General features: G+C 55.8%; 19 protein-coding genes. 5 read left to right on the forward strand and 14 right to left on the reverse strand.

The window, feature by feature from the left end; all coding sequences use genetic code 11:
- The first annotated feature begins 12 nt into the window (after positions 1–12).
- A complete protein-coding gene (gene dinB / locus NQF89_RS03500; RefSeq protein WP_266137514.1) occupies positions 13–1,116 on the forward strand; it encodes a DNA polymerase IV in 1,104 nt (367 codons plus the stop codon).
- Positions 1,117–1,216: 100 nt separating this feature from the next.
- Complete coding sequence (locus NQF89_RS03505; protein ID WP_155572763.1) at positions 1,217–2,050, forward strand: aldo/keto reductase; 834 nt, start codon at positions 1,217–1,219, stop codon at positions 2,048–2,050.
- A gap of 48 nt (positions 2,051–2,098) precedes the next feature.
- Here NQF89_RS03505 and parE read toward each other — a convergent pair whose 3' ends face one another.
- Complete coding sequence (gene parE / locus NQF89_RS03510; protein WP_230873240.1) at positions 2,099–4,087, reverse strand: DNA topoisomerase IV subunit B; 1,989 nt, start codon at positions 4,085–4,087, stop codon at positions 2,099–2,101.
- A 45-nt stretch (positions 4,088–4,132) separates the two neighbouring features.
- The gene (locus NQF89_RS03515; RefSeq protein ID WP_155572765.1) at positions 4,133–4,660 is read right to left on the reverse strand and encodes a hypothetical protein; all 528 of its coding nucleotides are present in this window, start codon (positions 4,658–4,660) and stop codon (positions 4,133–4,135) included.
- A gap of 208 nt (positions 4,661–4,868) precedes the next feature.
- Between NQF89_RS03515 and NQF89_RS03520 the strand changes: the two genes are divergently transcribed.
- On the forward strand, positions 4,869–5,441 hold the full coding sequence (locus NQF89_RS03520; RefSeq protein ID WP_266137515.1) for an Ig-like domain-containing protein: 573 nt from the start codon (positions 4,869–4,871) through the stop codon (positions 5,439–5,441).
- A gap of 126 nt (positions 5,442–5,567) precedes the next feature.
- On the opposite strand, the gene NQF89_RS03525 is transcribed toward NQF89_RS03520, so the two are convergent.
- From NQF89_RS03525 to gltX, 9 genes are all read right to left on the reverse strand, one after another.
- Complete coding sequence (locus tag NQF89_RS03525; protein ID WP_155572766.1) at positions 5,568–6,713, reverse strand: OmpA family protein; 1,146 nt, start codon at positions 6,711–6,713, stop codon at positions 5,568–5,570.
- Positions 6,714–6,878: 165 nt separating this feature from the next.
- Complete coding sequence (locus tag NQF89_RS03530) at positions 6,879–7,223, reverse strand: DUF1491 family protein (protein WP_266137516.1); 345 nt, start codon at positions 7,221–7,223, stop codon at positions 6,879–6,881.
- A 28-nt stretch (positions 7,224–7,251) separates the two neighbouring features.
- Positions 7,252–9,051: a S41 family peptidase gene (locus NQF89_RS03535; RefSeq protein WP_266137517.1), complete on the reverse strand. Its 1,800-nt coding sequence runs from the start codon at positions 9,049–9,051 to the stop codon at positions 7,252–7,254.
- A 166-nt stretch (positions 9,052–9,217) separates the two neighbouring features.
- Positions 9,218–11,914, reverse strand: coding sequence for a type I DNA topoisomerase (topA, locus tag NQF89_RS03540; protein WP_266137621.1), 2,697 nt, complete (start codon positions 11,912–11,914; stop codon positions 9,218–9,220).
- 63 nt (positions 11,915–11,977) lie between these two features.
- Positions 11,978–13,219, reverse strand: a complete 1,242-nt coding sequence (gene dprA, locus NQF89_RS03545; RefSeq protein ID WP_266137518.1) for a DNA-processing protein DprA — start codon at positions 13,217–13,219, stop codon at positions 11,978–11,980.
- Positions 13,216–13,851 (reverse strand): glycerol-3-phosphate 1-O-acyltransferase PlsY, encoded by a 636-nt coding sequence (gene plsY / locus NQF89_RS03550; protein ID WP_266106103.1) that lies wholly within the window; start codon positions 13,849–13,851, stop codon positions 13,216–13,218. Before plsY ends, dprA begins: the two co-directional genes overlap by 4 nt.
- Complete coding sequence (locus NQF89_RS03555; RefSeq protein WP_266137519.1) at positions 13,848–15,125, reverse strand: dihydroorotase; 1,278 nt, start codon at positions 15,123–15,125, stop codon at positions 13,848–13,850. The genes plsY and NQF89_RS03555 overlap by 4 nt, the downstream gene beginning before the upstream one ends.
- Complete coding sequence (locus NQF89_RS03560; RefSeq protein ID WP_266106105.1) at positions 15,122–16,060, reverse strand: aspartate carbamoyltransferase catalytic subunit; 939 nt, start codon at positions 16,058–16,060, stop codon at positions 15,122–15,124. The genes NQF89_RS03555 and NQF89_RS03560 overlap by 4 nt, the downstream gene beginning before the upstream one ends.
- A complete protein-coding gene (gltX, locus tag NQF89_RS03565) occupies positions 16,057–17,460 on the reverse strand; it encodes a glutamate--tRNA ligase (RefSeq protein ID WP_266137520.1) in 1,404 nt (467 codons plus the stop codon). The genes NQF89_RS03560 and gltX overlap by 4 nt, the downstream gene beginning before the upstream one ends.
- A 97-nt stretch (positions 17,461–17,557) precedes the next feature.
- Here gltX and NQF89_RS03570 point away from each other — a divergent pair, with 97 nt between their 5' ends.
- Entirely contained in the window at positions 17,558–19,789 is a 2,232-nt protein-coding gene (locus NQF89_RS03570; RefSeq protein ID WP_266137521.1) for a ComEC/Rec2 family competence protein, read from the forward strand.
- Between the two features lie 4 nt (positions 19,790–19,793).
- Here NQF89_RS03570 and NQF89_RS03575 read toward each other — a convergent pair whose 3' ends face one another.
- The gene (locus tag NQF89_RS03575) at positions 19,794–20,738 is read right to left on the reverse strand and encodes a glycosyltransferase family 8 protein (RefSeq protein WP_155572775.1); all 945 of its coding nucleotides are present in this window, start codon (positions 20,736–20,738) and stop codon (positions 19,794–19,796) included.
- A 104-nt stretch (positions 20,739–20,842) separates the two neighbouring features.
- Positions 20,843–21,541, reverse strand: coding sequence for an endonuclease III (nth, locus tag NQF89_RS03580; protein ID WP_230880576.1), 699 nt, complete (start codon positions 21,539–21,541; stop codon positions 20,843–20,845).
- Between the two features lie 130 nt (positions 21,542–21,671).
- Here nth and NQF89_RS03585 point away from each other — a divergent pair, with 130 nt between their 5' ends.
- The gene (locus NQF89_RS03585) at positions 21,672–23,489 is read left to right on the forward strand and encodes an ABC transporter ATP-binding protein (protein WP_266137522.1); all 1,818 of its coding nucleotides are present in this window, start codon (positions 21,672–21,674) and stop codon (positions 23,487–23,489) included.
- Here NQF89_RS03585 and NQF89_RS03590 read toward each other — a convergent pair.
- The gene (locus NQF89_RS03590) at positions 23,486–24,628 is read right to left on the reverse strand and encodes a type III PLP-dependent enzyme (RefSeq protein ID WP_323670730.1); all 1,143 of its coding nucleotides are present in this window, start codon (positions 24,626–24,628) and stop codon (positions 23,486–23,488) included. The genes NQF89_RS03585 and NQF89_RS03590 overlap by 4 nt on opposite strands.
- Between the last annotated feature and the right edge of the window lie 187 nt (positions 24,629–24,815).

Genomic DNA, 24,815 nt, shown 5'->3' on the forward strand with positions numbered 1-24,815 from the left:
GATGGTATGAGGATGAACGCGAAGCCTAAAGGTGACGGGGAGGAGGGGATACGGCGCATCCTGCATGTGGATATGGATGCGTTTTATGCGTCTATCGAGCAACGGGATAATCCAGCGTTACGGGGGCGGCCTGTGGCGGTGGGGCGTGCTGCGGGACGGGGTGTGGTAGCGGCAGCGAGTTATGAGGCGCGTGCTTATGGGGTGCGGTCTGCTTTGCCCTCCCATAAAGCGTTGGAGCGGTGCCCGGAATTGATTTTTGTGCCGCCGCGTTTTGAGGTTTATCGGGCGGTATCGGCCCAGATTCATGACGTTTTTAGGCGTTATACGCTGATGATTCAGCCTCTTGCATTAGATGAAGCTTATTTGGATGTGACGGAACAATGGGCGGCTTATGGCTCGGCCACGGCGATTGCTGAGGCGATTCGGCGTGAGATTCAGAAAGAGACGGGTTTAACGGCATCAGCGGGGGTGTCGTATAATCGCTTTTTGGCGAAATTGGCGTCTGGGCAGCGGAAGCCTAATGGGTTGTTTGTGATTCCTCCTCAGCGGGGGGCGGCGTTTGTAGCGGATTTGCCGGTGGAGAGGTTTCATGGTGTGGGGCCTGCGACAACGGCGCGGATGCATAAGCTTGGGATTTATACGGGAGCGGATTTAAAGACATGGAGTGTGGCGGCGTTGCGTCAATATTTTGGGAGTTCTGCTCAGTTTTATCATGATATTGCGCGGGGGGTGGATTATCGACCGGTTGAGGTGAATAGGCCGCGCAAATCTTTGGGGACGGAGACGACCTTTGCGCGTGATGTAGAGGCGTGGGAGAGCCTTGCTGCTACATTGGAGGGGATTGTTGCGAAGTTGATAATGGCGTGTGAGCAGAAGTCCATTGCGGGGCGAACGGTGACGTTGAAGTTGCGTTATGCGGGGTTTCATACAGTAACGCGGGCGCGTTCGGCTCCGTTTCCGATTGTGGAGGGGGCTGTGTTACGGCGGATGGCTTTGGAATTATTGCGTAGTTTCTTCCCGTTGGAGCGGCCTATCCGTTTGCTTGGATTAACTATTTCTGCTCTTGGGGTGCGGGATGAGGTAGTGCCGGTGCAGATGGGGTTATTTGAGGAATAGAGGTTAAAAAAGGGATAGTTGTTTATGGAGTGGAGAGCGTAGATGATGGGGTGTGCCCCATGGCTAGTCATGGTGGCGAATCCTTAGAAGGGAGGGGCTTATGAGTGAGTTCCCAAAAAATGCGGCGGCGCGTGTTACGCTGAATGATGGGCAGACGATGCCGTGGATTGGCCTTGGTGTGTGGGAAACACCGCCGGATAAAACGGCTGAGGTGGTAAAGACGGCGATTGATGTTGGGTATAAGGCCGTTGATACAGCGCGGCTTTACCGCAATGAGGCGGGTGTTGGGGATGGTTTGCGTGATCATCCTGATATCTTCGTGACAACGAAAGTATGGAATGATGAGCAGGGTTATGATGCGACCTTGCGGGCTTTTGATGAGAGTGCGCGTTTATTAAAACGTGATGTTGTGGATTTATATCTCATCCATTGGGCGATGCCGCAGCAGGGTTTATATGTAGAGACATGGAAGGCTTTGATTGAGCTGAAAAAGCAAGGGCGTGTGCGCTCTATTGGGGTTTCTAATTTTGAGAAAGACCATCTCCAGAAGATTATTGAGGAGACGGGTGTTGTCCCCGCAGTGAATCAGATTGAGATTCATCCTGTGTTTCAACAAGAGGCGTTGCGGGCTTTCCATAAAGAGGTTGGGATTCAGACAGAGGCATGGCGGCCCTTGGGGAAGGGGACGGTGTTAGATAATGAGGTGATTGGCCGTATTGCGAAGCGGCATCATAAAAGCCCTGCCCAAGTGATTCTGCGGTGGCATTTGCAGAATGAGGTTATTGTCATCCCTAAATCGGTGCATCGGGAGCGAATGGCAGAGAATGTGGCGTTGTTTGACTTTGTTTTGACAGCCGATGAAATGGCGGCGATACGGACGCTTGACCGCTCTGATGGGCGGATGGGAGCGGACCCGGCTCATCCGGTATTTTAAGCGGGGAGGGCGTTCCTTCAATAAGGGGACGCCCTTTTTAGTGAGGAGTTAGATGTCCAAAAGCTCGACAGAGCGGGCTTGTTCTTGAATGAATTGGAAGCGAAGCTCCGGCTTGCGACCCATGAGGCTTTCGATGCGGTTGCGCGTGAGGAGGTTCTCTTCCGTGGGGACGGTAACGCGCAACAGGGTGCGGCGTGTGGGTGACATGGTGGTTTCTTTAAGGTCGGAGACGGGCATTTCTCCAAGGCCTTTAAAGCGAGAGATTTCGACCTTAGCGTTAGGCTTAAAGTCTGTTTTTAGACGGCGGTCGCGGTCGAGATCATCCATGGCGTAGATGGTTTTGCTGCCATGAGTGAGGCGATAAAGAGGGGGTTGGGCGAGGTAAAGATGGCCTTGCCGGACGAGGTCGGGCATCTCGCGGAAGAAGAAGGTCATCAATAAGGAAGCGATATGGGCACCATCGACATCGGCATCTGTCATGATGATGATGCGGCCATAGCGGAGTTTGGAGAGGTCTAATGTTTTGCCAAAGCCGCAGCCCATGGCCTCGATGAGGTCGCGTAGCTCGGTATTGGTGCGGAGTTTTTCTTGCGTGGCGGAGGCGACATTGAGAATCTTGCCGCGTAGGGGGAGGACGGCTTGTGTTTCTCTATCGCGCGCTTGGCGGGCGGAACCACCGGCGGATTCCCCCTCAACAAGGAAAAGCTCGGTCTCATGGGCGTTGCTGCGGGAGCAGTCGGTTAATTTGCCGGGGAGGCGTAGGCGGCGCGTGGCGGTTTTGCGTGTTGTCTCACGAGCTTCACGGCGGCGGAGGCGTTCTTCAGCGCGTTCAACAATATAGCTGACGAGGTTATCAGCTTGCTGGGGATTGCCACCGAGCCAATGGTCGATGCGGTCGCGCAGGGCACCTTCCACCAAGCGGCTGGCTTCTTGTGTGGTGAGGCGGTCTTTCGTTTGGCCTTGGAATTGGGGGTTACGGATAAAGACAGAGAGGCGGGCATTGATGGTGCCGAGAATATCCTCGGCTGTAATGGCGTTGGAGCGGCGGATTTTGCGTTGGTCGCCCCAGTTGCGAAACCCTTTGACAAGGGCAGCGCGGAGGCCATTTTCATGCGTGCCGCCTTGGGGGGTGGGGATGGTGTTGCAGTAGGAGATGAGGGTGCTGCTGCCTTGGTCTAAAAAGGCGATGGCCCATTCGACACGGCCGCCGGGTTGGCCATCTGCGGCGATGGGGAGGTCGGCTTGGCCAGCCCAAAGGGGGGTTAGCAGAGAAGGGGTGGAGCCGAGGTCATCTTTCAGGGCATCTTCTAGCCCATTAGGGTAGGAGATGACAGTATGGGCAGGCGGGGCGTTTTCCCCCTTGAGGAGGTCTGCTGCGCAAGACCATGAGATGCTCACACCATGAAAAAGGGCGGCTTTAACTTGGCATTGGCGGTAAAGGCGTTGGGGTGAAAAATGGAGGGGGCCGAAAATCTCGCTATCGGGGGTGAAGCGGACCATAGTGCCGCGTTTGATAGCGGGTTTGGTATTTTCTAGCGTGCTGGTGGTGTGGCCGCGTGAGAAGGTTTGTCGCCAGCCTTTGCGGTTGCGATAGACTTCTACCTCTAAATGGGAGGCGAGGGCATTGACAACAGAGCTGCCCACACCATGCAAGCCGCCAGAGGTAGCGTAGGATTTACCAGAGAACTTACCACCAGCATGGAGGGTAGTGAAAATGACCTCTAGGGCGGATTTTTCTGGGAAGCGAGGGTGAGGATCGGTGGGGATGCCGCGTCCATTATCGCGGACCATCAGGGTATGGGCGTCTTCGAGATGGACCTCGATAAGCGTTGCATGGCCCGCTACGGCTTCATCCATAGCGTTATCGATGATTTCAGAAGCGAGGTGATGATAGGCGGTATCATCTGTGCCGCCGATATACATGCCGGGGCGACGGCGGACAGGCTCTAACCCTTCGAGAACTTCAATAGACTCGGCATCATATGTATGAGGAGATGAGGGGTTGGAGGGGCTGGGTAGCTCGTCCTGTCCGAACATATCGGCCATTCTGTGGTCCTGTTTTAGATGATGTGTGTGGATGTCCTAGCGGCGGCGGGTGCGGGTACGATGAGGGGCACTGGGGGCGGTGCAACTCTCGTAAGAGGCAGGTTGGGCGATGTCTTTAGCCTCGGCATAATGGGCGAGATCGGAGCTTGAATCGTCTAGGGCATCAACCTCATCATACATAGGGACGCGCTGGGCGCAGAAGGCTGTGCCTGATTTGAGGCCGCCGAGTGATTGTACATCAGCAAGCTGGGTGATGTAATCATCGTGCTTTCTTTGAGCTTGGCTGCCAAAGGTACGGCGGAAATAGGAATCGAGGTGTTTTTCTGATTCAGTAAGGATGGGGAGGAAGCGGGTGATGAATTGGTTATAGCGATCTTGCGTATGGCAGGAGAGAGCTGTGACCATGAGCTCGGATTTGAGGCCAGCAAGATTAAAGGCTGAGTGGTCTGCCTCTGATGTGTGGCAGGCAGCCCCATAAGCTGCGGGCAAGCCGGAACAGAGTAACGCAGTAGAAAGAGCTAGCCCTGTTTTAAGAAAGGCTAGGCGGCGAAACAGAAGAGACATTTAGAAAACTCCCGCAAACAGGTCTTTCGCCTCTTATCATGCTCTTGGGGGAAAGTCTGCCCCTTTGGTGGTAGGAGGGAGGAAAGAAATATACGAGATTGCATTCTCATGAGTGCGTTGAGAGCGTATCGTGCCGGTGCGAATCTGCCACATGAGGGGATATCTCTGATGGGGCCTTGGATAGTGATGTGTTTTGAAGGAGTGTGCTGTGCAGCGTAATAGCGTTTTATTAAAAGGATTGATGGGGGCGGCTTTGCTCGCTTTTAGTGGATGTGCGGGGAATCAATCACGGACATCAGAGACGGCGATGCTACCGAATCCTTTTGCGAATGAGAAACGGGCGGCGCGGTGTGAGGTGTCGCCTTTACAGACAGATGCTACAGGGCGGATGAGTGTGACGATGACCGTGCTGGCAGGTGATGGGGGTATGTGCCCCTTTGCTGTCAGTAAAGGTGGTGGTGGGAGCTATGTTTCCTTTGGGGTAGTGCCGGCCCCAGAGCATGGGAAGGTTTTTCTCTATAGCTATGATAACCGGACTTATGTCGAATATACGCCTGCGGTGGATTATAAGGGGGATGATTCCTTCTCTGTGGAGTTAATCCCTGCTCATGCACAACCGCGCCGTATGGTGGCAGTGCAGGTGCATGTTGAGCAACCTGCTGGTGTTGCCGCTGTAGCTGCTGGGGAGGTGAGTAAAAAATCTGTGGTTGTCGCGCATAAGAGGCGCGTTGTGGCCCATAAAGCGGTCACTAAGGCGGCACAACCTAACGTGAAGAAGTAAGAGATTATGCGGATGGAGGTTTGTAGGGCTTCATCCGCATATAAATTAGTTAGGTGACTATAAAGAAACCGGCATAGTGTGTGGCTATGCCGGTTTCTTTGTTAGGGAGAATATTGATAGGGAATGTTACTGGAAGTCGATTTCCACACGGCGGTTTTGTGGTTCTGCTTTACCGGGACGTGTGGAGACGAGCGGTTGGGTATCGCCATAGCCATGGATGTCGATTACCCCAGAGGGGACACCATCACGAATTAGCTCCGCTTTGACGCTTTGGGCACGGCGTAGCGAAAGGGCCATGTTGTAGCTGCTCGCTTTTTTGCTGCCGGGGTGAACGGCAGAGGAATCGGCATGGCCATTTACTTGGATGCGAGTAAATTGCGCGGAAGTAGAGTTACGCGCGGCGGTCTCTACGATTGAGCGGGCGCGGTCGGATAATGTATCGCGGTCCCAATCGAAAAAGACAAGATAGGTACGAATGGGGGCAGGGGCTGGGGCAGCAATGGTTTGTGTTGGTTTGGGCGGTGGGGGGGCCGGGTTGAACTCATACCGCAAGCCAAGCATTAAAGAGTGGTTGAAGTCGGTCCGGCTGCTACGGCGGCCGCCTACAGGACCGCTATTTGTATTGGCGATGTTATAGCTCGCTTCTGCATAATGACGGTGATGGCCCGTAATAGTGTAGAAGCGATATTCCATCGTGGTGGAAAGGCCAACGACCCACGGGATAGGGAGGGATGTCCCGAAGATACCTTGGTAAGCAAAGCCGTTAGCACCATCATCTACACGCTGACGGAAGCCTTTATTGGCTCCTGTCCCTTGGATTGTGGTGTTTGTGAATTGCCGTGCATAGCCAATACCAAAGCCGAAATAGGGGTAAATCCAATTCTGGCCGATATCCATATCAAATAAGGCGTTCGCCATGCCGCCATATTTTTGCTGATGGCCGTGAGCGGTGGAGCTGAAGCCGGGGGAGTGGAAGCGGGAGAGACGATTATTACGGTAGTTCCCTTCGACTTCCACACGGAAACCGTTGCCTAGCCCCCAGCCGATGCTACCGAGGCCGGTGATGCCTGTCGTATAATCATCACGACCATGGGGAAAGAGCTTTGTATGTGGGTTGACTGTCTGTGATTGGTTGAAGCTTGCTCCAGCGGCTCCAGCAACATAGAGGCCGCGGACGGGTTGCGCTTTTGCCGCACCAAACGCCATGGCTGACAGGCAGGCGGCACAGGCACCACGGGCCAGCAGTGATGTAATGGAGGTGCGTGCAGTCATGTAATTACTCTCCAACCAGACAGATGGTTATTCTTTTCTCTGAAAATGGAGGCAAAAGCAATGGAGGAACTGGCCATAGTAGCATTTGGCCGCATCGAATGAGAGGAAATGTGGCCTATTGGTTACAGGTTGGTGGCTGTGGCGTTTGTGAACAAGGTTGTTTGTTTAGTGGATACGCCGGGTGCCGAGTTCTTTTTCTAGGGGGTGGGTGATGTCGGGGACATCAATCTCGATAATCCAGAGGTCAGGGTCAAAGCGTTTTTGGCGTTCGAGATAGTGCATTGCTTGTTGTGCGGTAGATTCTGTGGCGGTGGCTGTGAAATTATGGCGATGCCAACTTGTATCATCTTCTTGTAAAATGGCGGTTTGGCCGTCCCTGGCGGTGAGGATGATAAAGATGCTGCCAGCATCTTCATCGCCTTTATGGGCAATAACGGCGATGAGGCCATTTTGGTTGAGGCGGCGTAATGTGGCGCGTATCCAAAAGCCGGATTTAAGACCGTGGACCATGGGGAGTTTCTTTCTGCAATGGAGGGGGTTAGGGAGCGTTTATGGTGGGGGTGCTGAATAGGGCAGCCTGATAAAAATGCGGCTTAGAGAGTACAGTGAGGGCGGTGGAGAGGTCGGTTATTGTGGGGGGAGAGGGGGGGCAAATAGCGCGGAGGGCAAGGCGTGTATCGGCTGGACTATCCTCATGGATGAGATGTGCTTGTTGTAGGGTCGTGGCCATTAGGGAGTGCCCTTCTTGCAAAGCAGAGAATTGGGCTTTGAGAGAATAATGGCTTTGTGGGGTGGTGCAGATAGAGGGAATGACCCCAAGCCCTTGTAAACTCCACCCTTGGGGGGCGTTCAGCCGTGCCCATGAGAGGGCAAGATGGCCCCCATTAGGTAGTGTGGTGGAAATCTGAACCATACCTTTGCCAAAGCTTGAGCTGCCAATAATGATGGCACGGTGGTGGTCTGCCAAGGCGGCGGCGAGGACCTCGGCCGCACTGCCTGTATTTTTATCGACTAAAAGGGCGAGGGCTGTGTTGTTGGTGAGGTCTCCGCCTTGGATGCTCCATACATGGTTGGATTCAGGAGCGCGGCCGTCCGTTGTGGTAATAACGCCGTGATCTAAAAAGAGGGCGGCGGTCATAACGGCTTGTTGGAGGATGCCGCCGTGATTTCCTCTCAGGTCTAGCACAAGGCCGGGATGGGAGGGGATGTGTGTTTTTGGCGGGGAGGCGTGGGGAAGGTCACCCTCTAAGGTTGTCGGAGGGAAAAAGGCGGAGAGATATTGGCTGATTTCCTCGGCTGTGTGAGGCAAAAACTGCGTTACATGCAGGAGGGGAAGGTGGCCGATATGGTCTGGGAAGACGCTTTCTTCCCCCATAAGAGAGAGGGTGAAATTACGGGTGAGTTTTTGGCCATCTTGGAGGCGGAAGCTTAGCTGTATGGTGCTCCCTTTTGGCCCGGTAAGGGCTTTTTGAAGGTCTTTTAATGGGGTGTTGCGGGTGCTGTGATGGTTGATGCTGATGAGCCTATCGCCGGGTGTGATGCCAGCATCCCATAGCGGGCTATTGAGGTTGATAGCCGCAACAGCGGGGAAGTGTGCGTGTGATTGACGGAGTGTGAGGCCCACGCTGGCTATAATGGTTTGGGGAGGTGTTGGAGGAGATGTGGTGTGTGTAGGCGGTTGGTAGCGAGAATAGGGGTCTAGTTGGGTGAGCAGCCCATTGAGGAAAAGGGTTAGGCAGGCTTCATCCTTATAAGGATAGAGATTGGGGAGGCTATGACGTAGGGTCGCGATGAAGCGCGTGCTAAGTTGGCTCCAGCCGAGGATGTCATCTTTATGGGGAGTAGGTTCGTCTAATAGTCGTTGAGAGCCATAAAAGAGCGTGAGATGGGAGGGGGTTGTGTGGGAGGTAGGCTCTATCGTGAGGGTGAGATTGATGTGAGCTGTAAGAGGAGAGGAGGCTTTAACAAGGGCGTGCATTCCCCAGAGGCATAGATTCTGTGGGGTTTGAGGTGTGAGTAGCCGCGGCATCATGAAGGTAAGGGCAGCGGCGAGTGTTTGTTGTGTTTGTTGGTCTTCCGCATCCAGAGTGATGGGAGGAGGGGGTGGTGTTATAGCAGGCGCGGGGGAGCTTAGAGGGGACGAAGGCGTTTTTTGTGAGGATATATGTGGGTGTGTCTGGGCGTCTGGTGTGAGGCGTTGGATGAAGTGACGCCAAAAATTAGAGGATGCCGCCTGTGCAGAGGCTGAGCTTGTTAATCCTGCTGTGAATAAAGTCCCGCACAGGGTAAGCAGTGCCGGGGGCATCAAAAGGGAGCGCAGGCAACGGGCTGACATCATATGAGGCGATGCTACATAAGGGTGAAAGGGGGCTGGAGGTGAGGGATACGCTGCAGCCTGCAAGAGGCGCAACAGATGAGGCCTACTAAGTAGGGAGAGAGGGTTTCTCCAAGGGGTACTTAGAGGGTCTCTCTCCTATTATGCGGTATTCTTTATAGAAGGAAAGTTAAAAAGGCATATCGTCTTCGCTTAGGGGTGTTGTGGGGGTTTTGGTTTTAGGCGTACTTGCCTTGCGTTTTGTCGTTGTACTAGAAGCACTCGCTTTTTTGGCGGGTGCTTTTTTCTTAGCGGTTGTTGTGGTTTTTTTCGTGGTTGTTTTTTTGGTGGTAGTCTTTTTTGTAGCTGTTTTGCGCCCGCCCTTTAGGGGTTTGCCTTTTTCATCCAGTAAGGCGAGGGCTTCTTCTAGGGTAATATCATCCATTGAATCCCCTTTAGGGAGGGTGGCGATGAGTTGCCCATGCTGTACATAGGGGCCGAATCGGCCTTTGCGGACCATAACGGCTTCACCATCCTTGGGGTGTGTGCCTAATGTGCGGATAGAGGCGAGTTTTTTGGCTAAGGCATCAACAGCGCGATTGAGCCCGATGGTGAGGACGTCATCATCTTTGCTGAGCGTGCCATAAATGCTGCCCATTTTTACGAAAGGTCCGAAGCGGCCTAAGCCTGCGGTGATCATTTCGCCTGTTTCTGGATGGGGGCCAACCTCGCGAGGGAGGGAGAGGAGGCCGATGGCTTCTTTAAGGGTGAGTTCCTCTCCGTTGCGGTCTTTGGGGATGGTGGCGCGTTTAGGTTTGGCTTTTTTATCCTCTGGGTCGGGTTCGCCACGTTGGACATAAAGACCGTAAGGGCCACGGCGGAGGGTGATGTCCTCCCCAGTGGCGGGGTCATGGCCGAGCAGGCGCATCCCATCGGGGAGGGCGGTGTCCTCGCCATTATCAACGGTGAGAGGCCGTGTGGTGCGACATTCTGGATAGTTGGAGCAGCCAAGGAAGGCCCCATGACGCCCTAATTTGAGGCCGAGCCGCCCATCCGTGCAGGAAGGGCAATGGCGCGGGTCGCTGCCATCTGGGCGGGGGGGGAAGAAATGATTGCCGAGGTCTTGATCCAACGCATCAATTACATCGGAGATTTTGAGGTCTTTTGTTTTGGCAACGGTTGCAGAGAAGTCCTGCCAGAACGCGGACATGACATCATGCCAATCGGCTCGACCATCGGAAATATCATCAAGTTGCGTCTCAAGCGAGGCGGTGAAGCCTGTATCGACATAGCGTTGGAAGAAGGAGGTGAGGAAGGCGGTAACGAGCCGACCGCGATCCTCTGGGATAAAGCGGCGGGCCTCGAGACGGACATAGTTGCGGTCGCGCAGGACGCTGAGGATGGACGCATAGGTGGAAGGGCGACCGATGCCGATTTCTTCCATTTTTTTAACGAGAGAGGCCTCGGAGTAGCGCGGTGGTGGTTGGGTGAAATGTTGCTCGGCTTTGACGTCTTTTGTGTTTAGCGAGTCGCCTTCTGCCATCGCGGGGAGGAGGCGATTTTGGTCGTCATCGTTGTTTTTGTCTTTATCGTCATGGCCTTCGATATAGAGTTTTAAAAAACCATCAAAGGCGATGATGGAGCCTGTAGCACGCAGGAGGGTTTGGTCGGTATTATCGCCGATGGTAATGGCTGTTTGGTCGAGTTCTGCCGATTGCATTTGAGAGGCGACAGAACGCTTCCAAATCAGCTCATAAAGGCGTTTTTGGTCCGCTGTGAGGACGGCAGCAACGGCATCGGGCGTGCGAGATACATCGGTGGGGCGGATGGCCTCGTGGGCTTCCTGTGCGTTTTTGGCTTTTGTGGCGTAAGAGCGGGGTTTGGCGGGGCAGTAATCCTTGCCGAAAGCTGTGTTGATATGGGAGCGGATGGCTTGTACTGCCTCTGTGGCCATTGTAACGCCATCGGTACGCATATAGGTGATAAGGCCGACCGTCTCGCCATTGAGGTCCACTCCTTCATAAAGCTGTTGAGCGGTGCGCATGGTGGTTTGTGCGCTCATGCCCAGCTTGCGGGAGGCTTCTTGCTGGAGGGTGGAGGTGGTGAAGGGCGGGGCGGGGTTGCGGCGTGTGCGTTTGCGCTCAATCTTGCGGACGCTGAGAGCCGAGGCGCGGACGAGGTCACGCGCTTTATGGGCTGTAGCTTCATCAGGAAGGGCGAATTGGTCGAGCTTTTTGCCTTCAAGATGGGTTAATTTGGCGGAGAAATCGGCCTTTTTAGGTGTAGTAAAGAGGCCTTCTACGCTCCAATATTCTTTTGCTTTAAAGACTTCAATCTCTGCTTCTCGTTCGCAGATGAGGCGTAGGGCCACAGATTGGACGCGCCCTGCACTGCGGCTGCCGGGTAGCTTGCGCCAGAGGACGGGGGAGAGGGTGAAGCCAACGAGATAATCTAGCGCACGGCGGGCGAGATAAGCATCAATAAGGGGGCGGTCTAGCGTGCGGGGGGCCTTCATGGCCGCGGCGATGGCGTTTTTGGTGATTTCGTTAAACGTGACGCGCTCGACCTCAATGCCTTTGAGGAGTTTCTTTTCTTCTAGTGCGCTGCGGACATGCCATGAGATGGCCTCGCCCTCTCTATCAGGGTCGGTAGCGAGAATGAGTTTGCTAGCCCCTTTGAGGGCTTTGGCAATGGCGGTGATTTGCTTGGAGCCGCGCTCATCAGTTTGCCACGACATAGCGAAGTTCTCGTCCGGGCGGACGCTGCCATCTTTTGGGGGGAGGTCCCGCACATGGCCAAATGAGGCGATGACAGTGTAGTCGCTGCCGAGATAACGGTTGATGGTTTTTGCCTTGGCGGGGCTTTCGACAACCACAACATTCTTCACGGCCATGAGTTTTTCCCGGTCTTTGATGTCTTAACTGACGATTCGGCAGTTGGGCGTTGCCCGTTAGCTGAGAGTGGTCAGGGTGCCGTCCTCGTGGCGTTGGATGGCACCATTTATCTCCAGCTCAATGAGTATGGCTGCAACTGCTGAGATGGACAACTGACAGCGTGAGGCAATCTCGTCAACCGTGGAGGGGGTATGCGCGAGGAGGGAGAGTATATTTTTTTTATCGGAATCGTTGTTTTTATCGTTCGGCATGGTGGGGGATGGCGATTGGGGTGGGGAGGTGGGCGGCGTTGATATTGGTGATGTTGATACTGCTGCTGCCGGTGGTAGCGGTGCCGGTGGGGGTGGTGCAAAGAGGGAGGCTTGCCGTGCGGGTGGTCGCTCCCATGCGGCGGGATTATGGGCTGATAAGGGGGTATTATTGAGGTGGGTTAGGATATCTTGGTAACGCTCCACCAAGAGGGCTTTATTGTGGCGGAGCAGGTCGTTCCCCCCGCGGGAGCGTGGGTCCTGCGGGAAGCCGGGGATGGCAAAAAGAAGGCGTTTATAGTTTAGGGCGAGTCGGGCTGTGATGAGGGTGCCGGAGCGATGGGCGGCCTCAACTAACAAGCAGCCGCGTGATAGGCCGGCGATGAGGTGGTTACGGCGTGGGAAATGGCGGGCATTGGCTGTAGTGCCGGGGGGATATTCCGTAATTAAGCAGCCTTGTTGGGCGATGTCTGCTTGGAGGGCGGCATGTTCGGGCGGGTAGGTAACATCTAGCCCGCCGGGGAGGGCGGCGATGGTCCGTCTGAAGGGTAAGGCCCCGCGATGGGCGGCACCATCAATCCCGCGGGCGAGGCCGGAGATAATCGTGATGCCAGATTCTGCTAAGCCTGTTGCGAATTGCTCGGTGAGTTTTAGAGCGGGGTTAGAGGCATTACGTGCGCCCACAATGGCGACTGATTGGGAGGAGAGGAGGGCTGTGTTGCCTTGGGCAAAGAGGAGAATCGGGGCGTTGGGAAGAAGGGTAAGGAGGTGTGGATAGGCGGAGTCGGAACGGAGGAGATGGGCACCACCGCGCTGGGCAAGCCATGCAATTTCATCCTCTATGGCGGTTTGCGAAGGGATGAGGGGGGCGGGGCGGCCTGTCAGACGGGCACGGGTGGGGAGGGCCTCTATCGCTTGTGTGGCGGAGCTATACAGGCCCATCAATTTGCTAAAGGTGGCGGTGCCGATTCCTTTAGTGCGGGCGAGGCGGATTTGGGCGAGTCGTTCTGCTGCTGTGGGGGCCGCCAGAAGGGGGCTAGATGTGGTCATTTTTGGCCGATGCGTGGCTCTGTTCCGTTAATGAGGCGGGCGATGTTACCATGATGCCGCAAGAGGATAAGAATGGTGATGAAGGTTGCTGCAATAGGACGAGCGGAGAGGATGGGTGCTAGCGAGAAAGCAACCATCAGAAATGGCGCAGATAAAAAGGCAAGCAATGCACCGACAGAGGAAATCTTGCTCAGCCGTACCCCCGCTAGCCAGAGGATGGTACAGAGCAGCCCGACAGGCCAGCACATGCCCCAAAAGACGCCGATGCCTGTTGCAACGCCCTTCCCGCCGCGGAAGCCGAGCCAGAGGGGGAAACAATGACCAAGTACAGCAGCACACCCAGCCACGGAGAGGCAAAGGGCGGTGTTAAGGGGGGAGAGGGCTTGGGCAAGTAGGACGGCGAGTAACCCTTTTAGGGCATCAAGCAGAAGGGTTGCGGCGGCGAGGCCTTTGCGACCTGTGCGTAGGACATTGGTAGCCCCGATATTGCCGGAGCCGATTTTGCGAATGTCGCCTTGGCCACTTAAGGCGGTTAGGAGGAGGCCGAAGGGGATGCTGCCTATCCCGTAAGCAGCAAGAGCGATAACGAGGAGGCTAGGGGGCATGAGGGACCAGTGGAATAGGCTGCTCATGCTGAAAGCCCCTCTGCGGTAAAGACCTCTCGCCCGTGATAGAAGGTGCGGTGGATTCGTCCTTTGAGGGTTTGGCCATCAAAGGGGGTATTTTGGGCACGGCCGGGTAAGTTGCCGGCTGTAACGACCCATTCTTCCTCTGGGGCGAAAAGGCAGAGATCCGCTGCTGCGCCAATGCTGAGAGTGCCTGCTGGCAGTCCTAAGAGGCGGGCGGGGGCGATGGTGAGAAGGCGTAGCGCATCCAGCAATGGCAAGCCTGCTTGTAGGGTGACGCCGAGCAAGGTGACGAGGCCGGTCCCCCCTGCGCGGGCTTGGGCGAAGGGGAGGCGTTTATCATCAGCATCTGCGGGGCTGTGGTCGGAGGCGATGGCATCAATCGTGCCATCTGCGAGGCCTGCGAGGATGGCGCGCCGGTCAGCCTCTTGCCGGAGGGGTGGGGAGAGTTTGGCGTAGGTGCGGAAGTCCCCAATATCGGCTTCTGTCATGGCGAAATAGGGCGGGGCGGTATCGCAGGTGACGCGGATGCCTTGTTGTTTGGCTGCGGCAATGAGGCTGAGGGCTTCACCTGTGGAGATGTGGCTAAAATGGATACGCGCCCCGGTGAGGGCGGCAAGGCGAAGGTCGCGTGCGACCATCATAGCCTCGGCACAGGCGGGGATTTGCGGTAGGCCCATTTTGACCGCTTGTGGGCTGGCAGTGGCACAGCCTCCCTTGGCGAGAGAGGGATCCTCTGGATGTAAGATGATGACCGTGTCTAAAAAGCCAGAATAGGCGAGTAGGTTGCGCATTTGCTTTGTATCGGCAATCGCGCGGGCTCCATCGGTGAAGCCAATGGCCCCAGCTTGTTTGAGCAAGCCAATTTCGGCCATATCGCCCCCAGCGCAGCCTTTGGTGAGGGCCCCGTAAGGATGGATGGAGATAAGGCCTGTCTCCTCACCCCGGCGGCGGATGTAATGGACGAGAGCGGGGTTATCAATAGCGGGGTCGGTATCGGGGAGGAGGGCGAGGGTGGTAATGCCCCCGGCAACGGCTGCTTGGGCACCAGAGGCGATATTCTCGCGATATTCTGCCCCCGGCTCATCAAAACGAGCGCGCATATCGACAAGGCCGGGACAGAGGACGGCACCATTGCCCTCTATAAGGCGGGCATTTTTGGGAGGATCTTTGGGGTCGATGGCGGTGATGAGGCCGTCCTGGACGAGTAGGCTGCCCATGCTATCGCGCCCGGAGGCGGGGTCTATTAGCCGAACATTTTGGAAAAAGATGCTGCTCATGCGGGATTCTTCATGCGGGAGAGACGATCAAGAACAGCCATGCGGACGGCAACGCCCATCTCGACTTGTTCAGAGATAACGCTTTGTGGAGAGTCGGCAACAGCGGAGGCGATTTCTACCCCGCGATTCATGGGGCCGGGATGCATGACCAGTGCGCCGGGTTTGGCTAGAGCAAGGCGGCGGCGGTCTAACCCAAAGAGGGAGAAATATTCCCGTGCGCTGGGCACAAGCCCACTGCCCATGCGTTCCCGCTGGACGCGGAGGCACATTGCTACATCAGCATCTTTTAGGGCGTCATCAATATTATGGTGGAGGGTTACGCCCTCCAACGTGCCGAGGGCATTGGGAAGCAGAGTTGGGGGACCAGCGAGGTGAATATCATTACCCATAGCGCGGAGGAGGTGAATGTCTGAGCGGGCTACGCGGCTATGGGCGATGTCGCCGCAAATGGCGATTTTTAAGCCGCTGAGGCGACCAAAATGCCGCCGGATGGTTAGGCCATCAAGCAGGGCTTGGGTGGGATGCTCATGCATGCCATCACCAGCATTGACGACACTGGCCTCGACCTTTTGCGAGAGCAACGCTGGGGCCCCGCTTTGAGCATGGCGGATGACGAGGAGGTCGCAATGCATGGCATTAAGGGTGGAAGCGGTATCGAGCAGGGTTTCCCCTTTATTGACCGAGCTTGTGGCGACGGTCATGTTCACCACATCGGCCCCTAACCGTTTAGCGGCAAGCTCAAAGCTAGTGCGCGTGCGGGTACTATCCTCAAAGAAGAGATTGATGACGGTACGGCCTTGGAGCACATCGCGCGGTGCGTTGCGGGAGCGGCTAAGCAGGGCATAGCTCTCAGCGAGGTCGAGAAAGGGGGTGATGTCCTTCTCTGTCATGCCCTCAATGCCGAGAAGATGGGGGATGTGGTGTGTGGGGCTCATGCGGATAGGGCACTCCGAATACGGGCGAGGACTTCCTCCCGCCCTAAGGCGGCGAGTGTGAGGTCGATTCCCGGTGAGGTTGTGGTGCCTGTCATCGCGGCACGGAGCGGCTGGGCTACAGCACCGAGCTTTAGCTCATGCTCAGTGGCGAAGGCGCGTAATGTGCTATCGATTCCCTCTGGGGTGAAAGGCTCTAGTGCAGCGAGTCTTGTCTCTAACCCTGCGAGAACCTTCTTGCCCTCCTCACCTAAATGTTTTTCCGCCTTTGGGGTGAAGGTGAGCGGCAGGCGCAGGCCAGCAAAAGCGGCGTTATCGGCAAGTTCTACCACGGTTTTGGCGCGTTCTTTTAGCCCCGGCATGAGGGCGAGGACACGGGCACGGACAGTCTCATCATGATTGAGGTCGTCTCGTTGTGCTAAACGCTGCATAACGAGGGCTGTTAGACGCTCATCATTTGCGCGGCGCATCCAAATGCCATTGAGATGGCTGAGTTTGACGTAATCCATACGGGAGGGGGAGCGGCCAATCCCATCAATATCAAAGAGTTTGATTTGCTCCTCGCGGTCCAATATTTCCGCATCGCCATGGCCCCAGCCGAGGCGGAGCAGATAATTGCAGAGGGCTTCTGGCAGGATGCCTTCCTCCCGGAACTCCACAACCGATTGTGCGCCGTGACGTTTGGAGAGTTTGGCACCATCTGGCCCGTGGATGAGGGGGAGATGGGCGAATTCTGGCAGGTTCCAGCCCATGGCGCGGTAGATCATGGCTTGGCGGAAGGTGTTGGTGAGATGGTCATCGCCGCGCATAACATGGGTGATGTCCATATCGTGGTCATCCACCACCACGGCGAGCAGATAGGTTGGTGTCCCATCGGAGCGTAAGAGGATGAGGTCATCCATCTCCGCATTGGCTACGCGGACCTCCCCTTGGACGAGGTCTTTAATGATGGTTTCGCCTTCTTTGGGGGCTTTAAGGCGGATGGCGTAAGGTACGCCCTCTGGGGCGTCGGCAGGGTCGCGGTCGCGCCATGTGCCGTCATAGCGGGGGGGGCGTTTTTCGGCACGGGCTTTTTCGCGCATGGCGGCGAGTTCTTCAGCTGTGCAATAGCAGCGATAGGCCATGCCCTTTTCCATCAGTTGGGCGACGACTTCTGCATGGCGGTCTTGGCGGCTGGCTTGGAAGGTCGGTTCGCCGTCCCAGTCTAGCCCCATCCATTTTAGACCCTCAAAGATAACATCTACAGCCTGTTGGGTGGAGCGTTCGCGGTCTGTATCTTCGATACGGAGGACGAACTCCCCGCCATGATGGCGGGCGAAAAGATAGTTAAACAGGGCAGCACGGGCATTGCCGATATGGAGCAGCCCGGTGGGCGAGGGAGCAAAACGGGTACGGATCTTCATGAGCAAGCCTTATAACATGCTGGGCGGTGTCGGGCTATGACCTTCGATGTGTCATTATGGGCTTTAGTGCAAGTTTAATCATGAGAAAAGGGAGGTTATGGCAAAGAGGCAGGGCGGTACGGGCGCGATGATGGTGACGGGCTTGGCCCGGCAGGGGAGTCGTCTTGCTTGTTGGCTCCCTGTCGGGGTGGCTCTGGGTATTGCGGCCTATTTTGCTTTGCCAGAGGAGCCGCCTTGGTGGCTGTGTGTGGCCATAATGGGGGGTGTGGCTGTTGGGTTGGCCCTTTTGGTGGGTAGCCGTTGGGTGGTGGCGGTTACGGAGCGGGCTGCGCGGTGGCAGCTGTTGGGCTGTTGTGTGGGCAGTGCTGTATGTGCGTTAGGAATGGGATTTCTGTTAGCTTTCGCTCAAGCGAGGCGGCAACCACCCATGCCGCTTTTGCCGTTGGAATCTATGGTGGTTGAGGGGCGTTTAGCCGCCTTAGAGCCTGTGATAGGGCGTCATGTGGAGGGTGGGGCGTCATGGCGGGTGACGATTAAAGGGGCGGTCTTTCGTTCCCCTTGGTGGGAGGGGATGGCCCCGTTGTCACGCTCTTTAGTGATTACCTTACCGGCAAAAGATATACCGGTTGTGGAGCATATGAATCCGGGGGAGGCTGTCCGGGTGCGGGCATTGTTGCGCGCGCCAATGGCACCTTCATGGCCGGGGGGGTATGATGGGCAGCGGGCGGCGTGGTTTTCTGGCCGAGCGGGAACGGGGACGGCGTTGTCGCCAGTGGAGCGCGTAGATGATGCACAGGCCGATAGAGGGCGTTGGGGGGCGATACGGGGGCAAGTGGCGCGGCAGATTGAACATTATTTACCCGGTCAGGTTGGGGCGATTGCTGCGGCGGTGTTGTGTGGGGAGACGGGGTTAATTTCCACCCAGACACGGCAGGATTATGCGGCTTCTGGTCTTGCGCATCTATTGGCAGTGGCGGGGTTGCATCTTGGGTTTGTGATGGGGTTTGTGTTTGTTTTGCTGCGCCGGGGGATGAGTTTGTCGCAGCGTCTTTCAGCCCATTGGCCGTGCCGAGAGATAGCCCTTGTGGCGTCTTTGGGGGCGGGTGTGGCTTATGTGCTGCTGACGGGGTGTCATATACCGGGGTTGCGGGCTTTGGGGATGGCAGGGCTTGGGGTTGTGGCCTTTTTATTGGGGCGGCGGGTGATTTCGTTGCGGGGGCTTGCCTTGGTGGCTTTAGCGTTGGAGGTGGCCTCGCCTGTTGTGGTCTTGGATGTGTCTTTTCAGATGTCCTTTGCCGCTGTGATGGCGTTGATTGCCGGGTATGAGCCGTTGCGTGGGGTTTTGGCACGTTTGGGAGGGTATGGGGCGAGGCCGGTAGGGCGGTCTTGGGGGCAGCGTCCCCCTTGGTGGCGGCGCATGGCAGTTGGGGTTGTTATGTTGGTGATAACCTCATTGTTAGCGGGGTTGGCGACTTTGCCGTTAAGCATGGCGTATTTTGGGGCGTTTCAGCCTTGGTTTGTTTTAGCCAATATTCTGGCGGTGCCGTTGATGGGTTTGTGGGTGATGCCTGCGGGGTTGATCGCTTTGGCTCTTATGCCTCTGGGGCTGTCGGCTGTGGCATTACGTGTGATGGGCTGGGGAATTGAGGTTATCTCTTGGTTGGCACGGCATGTAGCGGTGATGCCGTTTGCCTCATGGCCGGTGCCTTCCTTTCCTGCGTGGGATGTGGGGTTATTTCTGCTGGGATTAGCGGTGCTGTGTTTATGGCGGGGGATGGCGCGTTTTTGTGGGCTGGGGATGATAGGGGTAGCCCTTGTTTTGGTATGGGTGGTGCCGCGCCCGGTGATGGTGATTACAACGTTGGAGCATGCTCTTGCTGTGCGGCAAGAGGGGGAGATGCGCCTTGTGGAGGGACGGTTAGGGATGCCCCTTGTGCGGCAGGAGGTGCAACGGGCTTTGGGATGGCAAGCGCGTGGGGTGGGGGTGCCGTTTTGTCAGGCGGGAATATGTCGTGTTCCTCTCAAAGCGGGGCAGGTCATTTTATGGCGTATGCTGGAAGGGGCAGATGAGGTGCTGCAGCCTCAGCAATCTCAGCTCTGTGCGCATGTAGCGTTGGAGGTGAATGTGAGGGAGCAAAAGCCACTTTGTATGGCTGCGCAGCATGTGAGCATAGAGGATATAAAGCGTGAGGGAAGCTGGGCTGTTTATGATGATGGGCGTGGTGGTGTGCGGTTCATCTCAGCGCGGATGTGGCAGGGGGAGCGGTTATGGGTTGGGCCGATGGGGTTTCATGGTGTGCCCCCTCTCCCATTTGCGAAGGCAGAATAGCGGGTTAGCCGCTGCATAAGGTGCGGATGAGGGTAGGGGCGAGGCGGCTGAGGCGGTCTTCAAGCTGTGTGGAGAGGCGTTGATAATGGCTGGCACCGGGGAGGGCAGGGTCTTGCCATGGTTTTGCGCCTTCGGGGAAGTTGAGGATGCAGCGATGGAGCCGCTCTGTCTCACGTTGTTTTTTCCATGATTCGGGGAGATGCAGGCAGAGATTTTCTGTGAGTTTGCCGGTCATGAAGTTCCATCGTTCGGGGAGGAGATGGACATGATTGTGAAAGACTTGATTAAGAATATCTGTGCCGGGGCAAAGGTAAGGCCGTGTTGCGAGGGTAAAGCAGCGATTGATTTGTGAGGGCGAGATTAAGCGGGGGCGGAGGAGGAGCATATTGCTGTTAAAGTAATGCTCCGGTTGAGTGAGGCTAAGATGGTCTTTGGTGTAATGGGCGAGGGTCGTATCAGGGAGGCCCGCAGCGGGGGCATCGCCCAACAGGGTATGGAGGGGGACATTATTACGCTGAAGCATGTAAGCGAGAGGGTCAACGACAGCACCGAGGCTTGCTTCTTGGGGAAAGCGATGGAGGAGAGGGGCGAGTGAGCCGGTGACGAGGAGGGCGTTATCAAGCCAAAGGACGAAGCGTTTCTCACGGAATAAAACAGGGAGATAGCACCGATAGAAACAGCTTGCTTGCCAACGCGGGTGCGTATGTGTGCGTAGGGCTTGTGCTTTTTGGGCGACATCAAGGAAGGTGAGCTGGCTGCTCTCTGTTTGGAAAAGAGCTGTGATGAGGTGCTGAAGGGTTGTGGGAATAGCGGTGTGGAGGATGTAAAAATCGAGCTTTGTGTGGGGGTTATGTGTGATGACGGATTGGATAGCACAGAGCGTAGGCCAGAGGTCGTTGCCGTCTGCACCGAATATGATGGCCGTTTCTTCCAACAAGGGCGGGGTCATGCTCTAGCTCGTGCTATAAGGCTTTAATTGGGAGAAGAAAGGCCTTTCTACAGTGTTATGCTATAAAATAAAGCCCTTATAAGGCGAGATGGCGTATTTGCCCTTTATGGGGTTGTTTTGGATTTGGGAGGAATCTTATTCTTTTCCTTATAAAGGCACCATTCTGTTACGGGGCAACGCCAACATTCTGGCGTGCGGGCTTTGCAGACATAGCGGCCATGGAGGATGAGCCAATGATGAGCAGGGCGGAGCATCTCTTTGGGGATGCGGGCGATGAGGGCATCCTCCACAGCGCGGACGGTTTTGCCGGGGGCAAGGCCGGTGCGGTTGCCAAGGCGAAAGATGTGCGTATCCACCGCCATGGTGGGTTGGTCAAAAGCGATATTCAGGACGACATTGGCGGTTTTACGGCCTACACCGGGGAGGGCTTCTAACGCTTCGCGGTTATTGGGTACATGGCCGTTGTGTTTTTCTAGTAATTGTTGGCAGAGAAGGGCGACATTATGCGCTTTAGACCGCCATAGGCCGATAGTGCGGATATAATGGGCAATGCCGTCTTCCCCTAAAGCGGCCATGCTGGCAGGGTCGGGGGCTTTCTCATATAAAGCGCGGGTGGCTTTATTGACAGATACATCCGTGGCCTGAGCGGAGAGGACGACGCTGACGAGGAGCTCGAAATGATTATGGTAGATGAGCTCGCTGCGTGCATCAGGATGGGCTTTGTCTAAGGCGTTGAGGAAGGCGCGGACGGCTTTTAGGCTCATCTTTGGTGTTGTGGTGGGCTTTGTGCGGGATGTGGCCATGAGGGGTCAGGTTAGTCCGTGGTGAGAATGATGGGTCTGTTCCTAAGCTGTGTTGCGTTGTTCTTCAAGCGGGTGATAGGAGCAAGGATAACGCTTAGGGATGACGTAAGGGTGAGGGAGGCGGTGGCCAATGGCAGAGGTAAATAGCAAGCCCCATAAGGGGATGAAGCTCTCTTTTACCGAGGTGCTGCGCTTTGTGATGGTACGGTGGGTGCAGCATCCGGCCATGTTAGCGCGGACATTGGGGGGTGTGGGGCTGGCTACATTGGCCGACATTTGCACGCCGCTTTTAGCAGGGCGTTTAGTGGGGGATATTTCCACCACGGTGCTGCCATCCCCGGCAGAAGGGGGCCGTGCGGCTTTGCTGCATGATGCTTTATTGATGGTTAGTGGGCTATTGGTCCTAGGGCTTGTGGGGGTGATGGGCCGGCGTTCCTCCTATTTGGGGATAAGCAAGCTTAGTTTAGCGGTGATGCGTCAGGTATTAGATGATGCCTTTGCCCGTGTGCAGCGTTTCTCTTCCGACTGGCATGCTAATAGTTTTGCAGGCTCGGTTGTGCGGCGTGTGACGCGGGGGATTTGGGCCATTGATACGCTGGATGACACGTTGCTTTTGTTGATTGCCCCGGAGCTTTTGGTGTTGGTGGGCACAACGCTTGTTCTGCTGGTGCGGGCCCCGCTATTGGGGTTAGTGTTGGCGGTGATGGTCGTGCTGTTTGCGTGCCTCTCCATTTGGTTGGCTTTGCGGTATGTAGCCCCAACGGCGCGGGTCTCGAATGAGTGGGATTCCAAAATGGGGGCCCTGTTAGGTGATGCGATTACCTGCAATGCTGTGGTGAAAAGCTTTGGGGCGGAGCAGCGTGAAGAGCAACATTTACATTCTGTAGCCCGGACATGGGCGGAGAAGACCTATTATAGTTGGTATAGGGGAACCAATAGTGCCAATCTTCAGGCGTCCTATACGCTTTTGATGCGTGTGGTGATGATTGGCCTTGCGGTTCTTTTGTGGTGGCGTGGGGCGGCAGGGCCGGGAGATGTGGCTTATGTGTTGACGATGATGTTCCTCATCCAAGGCTATTTGCGGGATTTGGGGCAGCAAGTCAGCCAAGTGCAACGCTCGGTGAATGAGATGGAGGAGCTTGTTGGGCTTTTTGCTACAGCACCGGGCGTGCAGGATGCTGATGGGGCGGTACCGTTGGTCGTGACGGATGGGGCGATTGAGCTACGGGATGTCAGCTTTTGTTATCCTTCGCAATTGACGCCGATTTATCGGGATTTTTCATTGAAGATTGCGGCGGGGAGCCGTGTGGCGTTAGTGGGGGCGTCTGGTTCTGGCAAAACGACTTTAACGCGGCTATTGCAACGGCTTTATGATGTACAGAGTGGGGCCATTTTGATTGATGGGCAGGATATTGCCCATGTCACGCAACAAAGTTTGCGCCGGCAGATTGCTCTTGTGCCGCAGGAGCCGATGTTATTCCACCGCACATTGGCTGAGAATATCGCTTATGGGCAGCCTGATGCCCCGCGTGAGGCGATTGAGGAGGCGGCCCGTTTAGCTAATGCTGATGGGTTCATCACGCAGTTGCCGGATGGTTATGATACATTAGTGGGTGAACGCGGGGTGAAACTCTCTGGTGGGGAGCGGCAGCGTGTGGCTATTGCGCGTGCCTTTTTAACAAACGCGCCAATTGTGATTTTTGATGAAGCAACGGCGAGCTTGGATTCTGAATCGGAGCGGTTGGTGCAAGAGGCTATGGCCCGGTTAATGACCGAACGCACGGTGCTTGTGGTGGCTCATCGCCTAGCAACCGTGCGGGATTTGGACCGTATTTTAGTCTTTGAGGGGGGGCAGATTATTGAGGATGGCACCCATACGACATTAATGGCCCGCCCAGAGGGGGCGTATCATCGTCTCGTGACGTTACAGTCTTTAGAACACGGCTAAAGATAATATTCTTTGAGAGGGGGGAAGCCGTTAAAGCCCGTGGAGCAATAGGTGGAGACATAAGCCCCTGTTGAGAGAATGATGAGTTTATCCCCTGTTTTGAGTTCATCGGGCAGAGGGACGGGGTTTTTCTCGTAAAGGACATCCATACTATCGCAGCTGGGGCCAGCGAGGATGCAGGGGGAGTAGTGGGTGCTGGTCTTATCATAAGGGGTTTGGAAGGCATAACGAATCGCCTCGCCTTCTGTCTCGGCTAAGCCGCCAAAACGGCCAATATCAAGATACACCCAGCGAGGTTCATCCTCTCGGTTACCGCGATGGCTGGCGAGGACGACTTCTGTTTGGACAATCCCGGCACTGCCGACCATATACCGCCCCGGCTCTAAGAGAATCTGCGGGGCGTGACGGGGGAAGTGCGTTTGCATGGCGGTTGTGATGGCCTGCCCGAATTGGTCGATAGCGGGAATGGGGGTGCGGTAATAGGTGGGGAAGCCGCCCCCCATATTGATGAAATCCAGAGTGATATTCTGCTCTTTGTCGAGGCGATGATAAAGCTCTGCGGCTTGGGCAATGGCCTCAGCATAAGCCTCGATATGGGTCTGTTGGCTGCCGACATGAAAGGATAAGCCAGCGGGTTTTAAACCAAGGGCATGGGCTTTGGTGAGGAGGGTAAAAGCATGCTCTACCGTTGTGCCAAACTTGCGGGATAAGGGCCATTCTGCCCCGGTATTGAGGACGCCGAGGCGGCAAAAGACAGAGCAGCCGGGGGCGTGCTGTGCTAATTTCTCTAGCTCTTCAAGGCAATCAAAGGCAAAGAGGGTGAGGCCTTTTTGGTGTGCATAAGCGATGGAGCGGGCTGTTTTTACGGTATGGCCGAAGGAGAGCTTCGCTGCGGGAATGCCCGCTTGGAGGCAGAGGTCAATTTCCCCCGGCGAGGCAATGTCGAAGTAAGAGCCAAGTTGGTGCAAGCATGTAAGAATCGCAGAGGCAGGATTAGCTTTTACCGCGTAATGGATGCGCCCTGTCGGTAGGGCTTTGTGAAGGGCTTGGTATTGCTCTGCCACAATGGAGAGGTCCACAACCAGGCACGGTGTGGCAGGCTGTTGATCAGCGAGGAAGCGGGCGATTTTTGGGGTCATAAGACACACATCCTCTTAGGAAGGGGGAGCTGCGTCAAAAGCGCAGATTGCGCTTTAATGCAAGGGGAAAGGGTAAAGGAGGGATGAAAAGATGGTTCTTAATCACAAAAAAGTGATAATAAGCTGGCTGCTATAATGCTCCTTTTAAGTGAGGGGAGATGCAGGGCAGGAAAGTTTCATATTTTTA

The organism is Bombella pollinis (assembly GCF_026385485.1).
GTDB lineage: Bacteria > Pseudomonadota > Alphaproteobacteria > Acetobacterales > Acetobacteraceae > Bombella > Bombella pollinis.

Coding starts and splice junctions, on each gene's coding strand:
- dinB (WP_266137514.1), top strand. CDS start 13: ATGAACGCGAAGCCTAAAGGTGACGGGGAGGAGGGGATACGGCGCATC.
- NQF89_RS03505 (WP_155572763.1), top strand. CDS start 1,217: ATGAGTGAGTTCCCAAAAAATGCGGCGGCGCGTGTTACGCTGAATGAT.
- parE (WP_230873240.1), bottom strand. CDS start 4,087: ATGTTCGGACAGGACGAGCTACCCAGCCCCTCCAACCCCTCATCTCCT.
- NQF89_RS03515 (WP_155572765.1), bottom strand. CDS start 4,660: ATGTCTCTTCTGTTTCGCCGCCTAGCCTTTCTTAAAACAGGGCTAGCT.
- NQF89_RS03525 (WP_155572766.1), bottom strand. CDS start 6,713: ATGACTGCACGCACCTCCATTACATCACTGCTGGCCCGTGGTGCCTGT.
- NQF89_RS03530 (WP_266137516.1), bottom strand. CDS start 7,223: ATGGTCCACGGTCTTAAATCCGGCTTTTGGATACGCGCCACATTACGC.
- NQF89_RS03535 (WP_266137517.1), bottom strand. CDS start 9,051: ATGATGTCAGCCCGTTGCCTGCGCTCCCTTTTGATGCCCCCGGCACTG.
- dprA (WP_266137518.1), bottom strand. CDS start 13,219: ATGACCACATCTAGCCCCCTTCTGGCGGCCCCCACAGCAGCAGAACGA.
- plsY (WP_266106103.1), bottom strand. CDS start 13,851: ATGAGCAGCCTATTCCACTGGTCCCTCATGCCCCCTAGCCTCCTCGTT.
- NQF89_RS03555 (WP_266137519.1), bottom strand. CDS start 15,125: ATGAGCAGCATCTTTTTCCAAAATGTTCGGCTAATAGACCCCGCCTCC.
- NQF89_RS03560 (WP_266106105.1), bottom strand. CDS start 16,060: ATGAGCCCCACACACCACATCCCCCATCTTCTCGGCATTGAGGGCATG.
- gltX (WP_266137520.1), bottom strand. CDS start 17,460: ATGAAGATCCGTACCCGTTTTGCTCCCTCGCCCACCGGGCTGCTCCAT.
- NQF89_RS03570 (WP_266137521.1), top strand. CDS start 17,558: ATGGCAAAGAGGCAGGGCGGTACGGGCGCGATGATGGTGACGGGCTTG.
- NQF89_RS03575 (WP_155572775.1), bottom strand. CDS start 20,738: ATGACCCCGCCCTTGTTGGAAGAAACGGCCATCATATTCGGTGCAGAC.
- nth (WP_230880576.1), bottom strand. CDS start 21,541: ATGGCCACATCCCGCACAAAGCCCACCACAACACCAAAGATGAGCCTA.
- NQF89_RS03585 (WP_266137522.1), top strand. CDS start 21,672: ATGGCAGAGGTAAATAGCAAGCCCCATAAGGGGATGAAGCTCTCTTTT.
- NQF89_RS03590 (WP_323670730.1), bottom strand. CDS start 24,628: ATGACCCCAAAAATCGCCCGCTTCCTCGCTGATCAACAGCCTGCCACA.